The sequence below is a fragment of the Psychrobacillus sp. genome, assembly GCF_056205495.1.
On record NZ_JBAEAP010000639.1, the window covers coordinates 1 to 6,902 of the forward strand.

A 6,902-nucleotide genomic window follows, 5' to 3' on the forward strand; every position below is an offset into this window, starting at 1 on the left:
AAAAATACCATCTTCCTGAAGATGTTGTTTTATAGAGGATAAAAGTTGATCCTGTGCCTCATTTGTATGGAAATGCTGTATGGAATTACCCACCATATAAATAAACGGACTTCTAATGCCTGCTTGGAAATTTGTACAATCCTGCTGCAGCCACTGTATATCCAAGTTAAGCTTTCCGGCTTTTTTAGCTGCCTGCTCCAACATTCCTTTATGAACATCAATACCAATCAATTGGTAGCCCTCTTTGGCTAATGGCAATGTCAGCCTCCCAGTTCCACAGGCTAAGTCTATAATTGGACCATTTACTTTCCCTGCCCATTCTAGTAATAATGGAAATTCCCCTACGTAATGATTATTTTCCTGGTCATAGGCTGCTGGATCATCATATTCCTCTAAATTATCTATTTGAATGCTATTCGTCATATCAGTTCTCCCTCTCCTTGAAGAAGCCAATGCTCTACCGTGTTTAAATAGTCAGGGTTGTTTAATGCGATGATTGTCTCAAGTTCCCCATGCTTTTCCATTTCCTCTTGTACAAATAGTTCTCCAAGGAAATAGCCAAATCTACCGTAACCAAAGACATTTACCCCACTAATAGAAAACCAATCACGAAATAATTCATTTCCAGACATTTTTTGATAGTCCTCTATAAATGCCTTTTTTATTTCTTTAACATGCCGTTGGGCAAAATGGAGCCACTCTTCACCTTCATCATCGTAAGTAAAATAAACGGATTTCTTTAAATAAGGAACAATTCTTTCGGATAGGTAAGTTGCAATTCCTTCCCGATATAACCAGTTAAATGGATGAGTCCATTGTGCAGTTGTCCAATCCATTCCTGCCCTGTCCGTTAAAATATTTTGTGCTGCATGACCAAACTCATGAGCAACGATTACCCTCAAATGATTTGGATCCGGAGAGAGCTTCTCTAGAGCAAAGGTGATATTAGGAATTATTTGCTGGTACGTATATGCATTTGATCCATATCCTCCAACGATTAAATTGACCTGTATTGGAAAAGTAACATCGTATAATCGTTCATATTCGCCCACTACTTCTTCAATAATAGGTGTTATATTTTCATGCACTTGTTTGATGTCATGGAAGCTACCAGGGTATTTCTGAAGCGACTGGTTATGTCGTTCCTCAGTGTCTTTGCAATGACGAGAAAAATATTGGGTAAAAATTTCTGGGTACTTTTCATAATAGCTTCGTAAAAAACTAATGGATGGGACATAGTTGTTTAAAAAGAAAGGCACTGTATCTATTATCTTCAATTTTGTTTTCCCCCTTTAACTATTTACTGCACTTAATAATTAGTGTTGTCGGTATAAGCTGTGCTTTTTCAAAGGAGTACCACCTATTCACATGGCGCTCTACATCTTCCTCCTTTAAGTAAACCTCTTCGATGACTTCCTCGATTTTAAAACCTGCCTTTACAAGTCTATTAATATAAGTACTTACTTTAAATTGCTGCATGATTGCTTGGGTATCCCAAAAATCATGGTCGTACGGCCCTTCCTCTTGATAGGATTTATTGAAGAGATACTTCCCTTCCTCATGCTTCACTCTGCTATGTAGAGGATGCTCCCAGCTGAATACAAAAATGCCTCCTGCTTTTAAGTAAGAATTGATATTGGCTAATGTTTTGTCTAAATCAGTAGTCCATCCTAGTGCAAAAATCGAATAAACGATGTCAAAATAGTTTGATGGCAATCCAGGATTAGTTTCCATAGGAGATTGAAATAGTTTTACGGAAGATCCATAATCCTTCAATAATTCTTTTGCAGCAGCTAGCTGATTGTCTGATAAGTCAATTCCCCAGAGCTCTCCTGCTCCTCTCTTCGCCATATATTGTAGGGAATGACCACTGCCACAGCCGATATCTAAAACTTTCAAATCTTTTACTTCTCCTAATAAATTTAAGTGTTCTTCACGCGGAGCCATTGGTCCATACTCGGGAAGAGGATTTCTTCCATAAAAACGATCTGCAGACTTTTCCCAGCTTGTTTTGTTTATTTCTAATGTCTTGGTATTCATCTTGTTCCTCCAATAATTTACTCGTTCCACCGCTTTCCGTGGTTAATATTTATATTCGATTATTTATTCTTAAACTCCTTTATAAAACAAAAAACCTGACGCACGTTTTAACGTTGCGTCAGATTTTTTGATGCCGTACAAAATTATCTCTTCTTTTTCTTAGAAGTTTTTTTGTAATAATTTGTAGGCGAGTTTGTTGTAGAATTATCCGATGAAGCATTAGTTTGTGGATCTGCCACAATAATTTCCTCTTCTTCAGCAAATTCTGTTTCGTAGCTTAGATTTCTGTAATTTTGACTTTTCCCATCGCTGGTAGAAGTACTGCTTTCTTCGTCTTCTTGAGCAAACAGTAGTGGTATACAAGCAATCCCGCTTAAACCAACAAGTGCATACACAACACGAGCAAAGGCAGAAGTTTGTCCACCAAAAATAGATGCAACTAAGTCAAATTCAAAAAATCCGATTAAACCCCAGTTTAATGCACCAATGATAACTAATGCTAAAGCAATCCGAGATAGTACTGACACGGACCAACACCTCCTTCAATTTGTATAGGTGGAGCTAGGTAGTAAGAATGGAAGGAATAGTTCCTTCCACCCTGAATCTTTAGCGGCGATGTTCAACTAAATCGATTGCCCCCAACACAATATGCGCTAAGCCAAATCCGATAATCGAACTCGTGATTAATGGTGAAATGCTTCTATTGTTCCTAAGCGCTACTCCAGTTGTAGTTACGGCTGTCCCTAAAACTGTTGGTATTAACCCTTCGCGAATACTCTCCATTAAAAACACTCCTCTCATTAATTGCTGTGATTCCTTCATATCTTTTGCAATATCCATCTGTTTATACTGCTCAGCAAATAGTACAAGAGCATGAAAATATCCTTTCTTTTAACAACTTTTATCAATAAATGAAATATTTATATGATATAATCAAGCAAAATATTTTTTATTCTACTCAAAATTAGTATTAACTGATTGAATCTTATCTTCAGTGGCATACCTTCCAATCTTTTATCAAATATATAAATCGTTGGATATTAAAAAATAATTTTTTAAAAAAGAAGGCGAATAATATGTATGGAATAATTGCGTTATTTGATGATCAGTTAAATAAGCGGATTTTGAAGCTTTGGCAGGAGTTAAAGGATGAATCTATTTCTTCCTATGCGTTTGAGGTAAGTAATCGGAAGCCACATATTACTATTGCAAGCTACAGCAAGGTAGATATTAAATCTTTTGTAGATCGCTTAGATAGCTATTTAGCAGATAAAAAAAGTATTGAAATCACGTTTCCTTCTATTGGATCGTTTACGGGATCTGGTACACTTTTTTATACACCTGTTATTACAGAGGATCTTTTTCATTTTCACAGCGACTTTCATACTTATTTTAAGGACTTTAATGACGCACAATCCTTGTATAATCCAGGACAATGGATTCCACACTGTACTATAGCAAATCGTTTATCCAACGAAAAATTATTAGAGGCTTTCCTCTATTGCACTACTCAAGCTCAGAACATAAAGGGATATATTAAAGAAATTGCTGTAATAGACACGTCTATCCCGACACAAGCCCCAGTAATTTTTTCAAAAAAACTTAAGCCCATATAAATACCGCTGAGAATTTAATCCCAGCGGTACCTATTATTCCTCTATGCTCTTTGGTTCATTCTGAATTAATTCACTATCCACATAAACTTTTCGACTTTGAAGGGCTATAGAAACTCCTTCTCGTTCTAAAATTTCCATAATACCAAAGTTAATATCCTCTTTCACTTTTAAAAACTCTGCCCAAACCGTTGTGTTAGTAAAGAAATACAAGAAGATGTCATAGCCATTTTCTTTAAATGCATCAAATTTTACAAAAATTGTTTCAGGATGGACACCTTTATGCTTGCTCACTAGCTGTTCAATTTCTTTTACTACAAGCTCTAATTTTTCCTTCGGCGTCTCTTGAGATACCCTTAGATTAAAGTTAATTTGCCTTTTCCCCATTTTACTCCAGTTGGTAATTGGTCCATTGGCAATCATGGCATTCGGAACAGTAACAATAGCTTGTGAAAATGTACGGATTTTTGTACTACGAAATGTAATTTCTTCAATCGTCCCCTCTACATCAGGAGTCAATATCCAGTCACCAATTCTAAAAGGCTTTTCTGTAATAATAACAAAGCCTCCTAATAGATGAGAAAGAGCATCCTTTGCAGCAAAGGCAATTGCTACGCCACCTAAGCCTAGTCCTGCAACAAATCCACTCACGTTATAACCAAATTCTTCTGCCACGACGCTAAAGCTAATGACAACAATAACAACTCGCAATGCCTTTGAAAGAAAAGGAATGAGTATATCATCAATATCCAAATTATATCTATTTCTCATTTTAATAAAGAAAGTAGATGAATCAGAGGACATATTGTATAATCCCCAGCTAATCAGAATAATATAGGAGACTCTTATAAGCACCAGGAATAATTTATTTGTTTCATCAAAATGTGGAAAGAAGCTAGCCGCCACATAAATTCCGACTATGATAAACATCCACTGAATAGGCTTTTCGAAGGACCGAAAAAGGTGAGTCAATGCATCAGTCGGTGTTTTATCACTTAGCTTGATCAATAGGTTAAATACATATTTCGAGAAAATTTTTCTCAAAATAAGGAAAACTAACAGTATGGCAATGGAAATACCAAGGTTCTTCCAAAAGACATACGACATAAAGATAGACAAATCCATAAAAAATACCTCCTAGCAAAATCAACACATATCATACCACAGAATTTTACTATCCTTTAATGATTTGCTGTCGTGGTTGTACATTGTATAAAGGTTTGCCTTTTACTAAGAAAGTTAAACTTTGATATTTTGAAAGAAAATGAACTTGTAATAGGTGGATAAAGAAACTTTTTTTAAAATTCAAATAAAATGTTATAATTTAAATACAAATGGAGGTTTTAAATTTGATAACCAAAATATTTGAATGGATTGGATTTATTATTGTCGGAGTTTCCATCTATGCTAATGCTATTATTCGTGCTGACGGTATTACGACTGGTTTAGGAATAAATTTAAGCATCGTCGGAATGATTACTGGTGTGATTCTTACTCTTACCTTTTTCTTAATGAAGAAATTAAAGGTAACACAGAATATCTAATTACACGAGATGGGCTATCATTAAGGAGGTTAAGATTAAAATGAAAAAAACATTTGAAGTTATGCATAATAATCACCATATTCGCGTAGAGAATAGCTGGTTTACCGGAGAAAAACTATATGTAGATGGACAATTACAGGATGAAAATCTTGGTCTTGGATTAAGAGCTACATTAAATGGACAGCTAAAAAGTCTTGAACATAGTGAAAATATTAAAGTGACTCTCGGTGGTACTTTTAAAATTAACTGTAGGATATTTGTTGAAAATCATTTAATTTATCCGCTAGAGAAATGATCAATTCATTAACAAGCCTCATTTCTACAGTTGTAACAAAGGAAGAGGTAATCCTATAAAGGAATAAAGGTGGTTAAAATGAATTTAAAGCATTTTCTTTCTAGCGTTTCAGTACCGTTTTCTATTATTCTATTTTTATTTATCGATAAATATATATACGACTTTCCTACATTAATAGGAGCCTTATGCGGAGCCCTCTTTGTCGCAGTATTTATTACAGGTATTCAATCTATATCTTTACTAGACAGAGAACTAAAGAAACCCACATATTTAACTTTATGGATCGTAACTTTGGTTTGTATACTAGGTTCTTTTTATTTCTTGGCTCTGTAATAATAGTTACTCAGTGTACCGCAGTTATGTAAATTTTAGGTTTTACTTCCCCAAAATAAAAAAGAAGGCAGTGAAACTATCACTCCATCTTTTTTATATTGCTTAATGATTAACAATTTCTAATACCTCTTCATGTATATTCACTGCATAGTTGTATAAACGCTCATTGATCTGTTCTTCTAAATTTCTATATTCTTCATCGGCTCTCTCAATTACAAATAGGTACTCTGCTTCTAGTTTTTCAAAATCCGGATCCTCAAAACCACTATTTTCTAGGGTTAAGTATCTCTTCAAAATTTCTTCTAAATAGGCCTTTTCAATTTCAGCATACTGTTTGGCACCGATTTGCTCCAGCATTTTAGTTAGTCGACTGAGGTATTTTTGGATACCCATTTCTTGCATCGTTTCTGATAACCAAATGAGCAAGGCTTCATGGCCTCCACTTTCCATTTCACAAAAGTAGCTAAACAAAATAAAAATATCATTCTTTTTCTCATTTTCGGTCGGAAAAGCATAGTTTCCATAAGCAGCAGATAAAACAGCATTCCAAATATCATCATTCGTTTGTAACGCACTTCGACTTACTTTCATTTCTCTATCCTCCCGATTGCATTTCTAGAAAAATCATACTTTTATATCGATTCTATCTATATTTCGAATAGAAAGATATGCAATAACTAAACCGATTAATGCCAGTGACCAAGGTATAACAAATATATCATTCAATGAAAATCCACCATTATTACTGGTAACTAGCACTACAATTAGAATAGATGTAATAATCGTAGAAGGTATAGAGTATTTCTTCATACCAAAGTAAAGAGGGATTAGCGCCATACCAGAAGCTGCAACTGCATACATCACTACACTAATACCATGTTCTTGAAGAAGTGAAGCGGTTAGTGTATCAGGAACTAGCTGATACTTTACACTTAGGAAACAGAAGACTGACGTAATAAATACATTCGAAATAATAATCCATATAAAAGTAAATATAAATACAATAGCTAGCTTTGCTGCAATTATTTTTTTCCTACTAATTGGATACATAAATAACGTAGTAATGGTTTTATTTTT

General features: G+C 34.6%; 11 protein-coding genes. 3 read left to right on the top strand and 8 right to left on the bottom strand.

Features of this window, described 5'->3' with window-relative positions; translation table 11 throughout:
• From AC06OU_RS18240 to AC06OU_RS18260, 5 genes are all read right to left on the bottom strand, one after another.
• On the bottom strand, positions 1-423 hold a 423-nt coding region (locus AC06OU_RS18240; RefSeq protein WP_475857647.1), incomplete at its 3' end, for a class I SAM-dependent methyltransferase.
• Positions 420-1,277, bottom strand: coding sequence for a hypothetical protein (locus AC06OU_RS18245; protein ID WP_475857648.1), 858 nt, complete (start codon positions 1,275-1,277; stop codon positions 420-422). The genes AC06OU_RS18245 and AC06OU_RS18240, both read right to left, overlap by 4 nt.
• 19 nt (positions 1,278-1,296) lie before the next feature.
• Positions 1,297-2,040: a class I SAM-dependent methyltransferase gene (locus tag AC06OU_RS18250; RefSeq protein ID WP_475857649.1), complete on the bottom strand. Its 744-nt coding sequence runs from the start codon at positions 2,038-2,040 to the stop codon at positions 1,297-1,299.
• 143 nt (positions 2,041-2,183) lie between these two features.
• Entirely contained in the window at positions 2,184-2,567 is a 384-nt protein-coding gene (locus AC06OU_RS18255) for a DUF378 domain-containing protein (protein WP_251555836.1), read from the bottom strand.
• A 79-nt stretch (positions 2,568-2,646) separates the two neighbouring features.
• Positions 2,647-2,823 carry an asparagine synthase gene (locus tag AC06OU_RS18260; RefSeq protein WP_144539033.1) on the bottom strand — a complete coding sequence of 59 codons (177 nt, stop codon included), beginning with the start codon at positions 2,821-2,823 and terminating at the stop codon, positions 2,647-2,649.
• A 293-nt stretch (positions 2,824-3,116) separates the two neighbouring features.
• Here AC06OU_RS18260 and AC06OU_RS18265 point away from each other — a divergent pair, with 293 nt between their 5' ends.
• Entirely contained in the window at positions 3,117-3,656 is a 540-nt protein-coding gene (locus AC06OU_RS18265) for a 2'-5' RNA ligase family protein (RefSeq protein ID WP_475857650.1), read from the top strand.
• A gap of 33 nt (positions 3,657-3,689) precedes the next feature.
• Here AC06OU_RS18265 and AC06OU_RS18270 read toward each other — a convergent pair whose 3' ends face one another.
• Positions 3,690-4,778, bottom strand: coding sequence for a mechanosensitive ion channel family protein (locus AC06OU_RS18270; RefSeq protein WP_475857651.1), 1,089 nt, complete (start codon positions 4,776-4,778; stop codon positions 3,690-3,692).
• Positions 4,779-5,002: 224 nt separating this feature from the next.
• Between AC06OU_RS18270 and AC06OU_RS18275 the strand changes: the two genes are divergently transcribed.
• Together AC06OU_RS18275 and AC06OU_RS18280 are read left to right on the top strand one after the other, a co-directional pair.
• Positions 5,003-5,197, top strand: a complete 195-nt coding sequence (locus AC06OU_RS18275; protein WP_475857652.1) for a hypothetical protein — start codon at positions 5,003-5,005, stop codon at positions 5,195-5,197.
• A gap of 40 nt (positions 5,198-5,237) precedes the next feature.
• Positions 5,238-5,492, top strand: coding sequence for a hypothetical protein (locus AC06OU_RS18280; protein WP_475857653.1), 255 nt, complete (start codon positions 5,238-5,240; stop codon positions 5,490-5,492).
• A gap of 435 nt (positions 5,493-5,927) precedes the next feature.
• On the opposite strand, the gene AC06OU_RS18285 is transcribed toward AC06OU_RS18280, so the two are convergent.
• Positions 5,928-6,416 (bottom strand): DMP19 family protein, encoded by a 489-nt coding sequence (locus AC06OU_RS18285; RefSeq protein ID WP_475857654.1) that lies wholly within the window; start codon positions 6,414-6,416, stop codon positions 5,928-5,930.
• A gap of 33 nt (positions 6,417-6,449) precedes the next feature.
• Positions 6,450-6,902 (bottom strand): ABC transporter permease (locus AC06OU_RS18290; protein ID WP_475857655.1); only part of this gene is annotated, 453 nt, incomplete at its 5' end.